Origin of the sequence: Corynebacterium sp. HMSC064E10 (genome assembly GCF_001812505.1) — a bacterium.
Classification (GTDB): domain Bacteria; phylum Actinomycetota; class Actinomycetes; order Mycobacteriales; family Mycobacteriaceae; genus Corynebacterium; species Corynebacterium amycolatum.
In genome coordinates, this window is the sequence record NZ_KV809168.1 from 1 (window position 1) to 926 (window position 926).

The following is a 926-nucleotide window of genomic DNA, read 5'->3' on the forward strand; positions in this document are numbered from 1 at the left end:
GGCGCGTGTTCAGGTGGGTTAGTATCCCTGATTCACCATGGGCGCGGACACACGGGTACGGGAATATCAACCCGTTATCCATCGACTACGCCTGTCGGCCTCGCCTTAGGCCCCGACTCACCCTGGGAGGATTAACCTGGCCCAGGAACCCTTAGTCATTCGGCGGAGGAGTTTTCCACTCCTCATTCGCTACTCATGCCTGCATTCTCACTCGCGCACACTCCACACTAGGGTTACCCCAGCGCTTCACAGCAGTAACGCGACGCTCCCCTACCCAACCACCACAAAATGGTGATTGCCGCGGCTTCGGCGGTGTACTTGAGCCCCACTACATTGTCGGCGCAGAACCACTCGACCAGTGAGCTATTACGCACTCTTTCAAGGATGGCTGCTTCTAAGCCAACCTCCTGGTTGTCTTCGCGATCCCACATCCTTTTCCACTTAGCACACCCTTAGGGGCCTTAGCCGGCGATCTGGGCTGTTTCCCTCTCGACTACGAAGCTTATCCCCCGCAGTCTCACTGCCGTGCTCTCACCTCACCTGGCATTCGGAGTTTGGCTGATGTCGCTAAGATGATAGTCCCGCTAAACCAACCAGTAGCTCTACCTCCAGGAGGAAACACACGACGCTGCACCTAAATGCATTTCGGGGAGAACCAGCTATCACGGAGTTTGATTGGCCTTTCACCCCTACCCACAACTCATCCCCTCAGTTTTCAACCTAAGTGGGTTCGCGCCTCCACAGAGTCTTACCTCTGCTTCACACTGGCCATGGGTAGATCACCCCGCTTCGGGTCCAGGACATGCCACTAAAAACACACTAATTAGTATTCGCTTTCGCTACGACTACCCCACCACACGGGTTAACCTCGCGACATGCCGCTGACTCGCAGGCTCATTCTTCAAAAGGCACGCCATCACCCCACA

General features: G+C 55.7%; 1 rRNA gene. It reads right to left on the reverse strand.

The window, feature by feature from the left end:
• Window positions 1-926: ribosomal RNA gene (locus HMPREF2860_RS00025) — 23S ribosomal RNA — on the reverse strand; the annotation flags it as partial.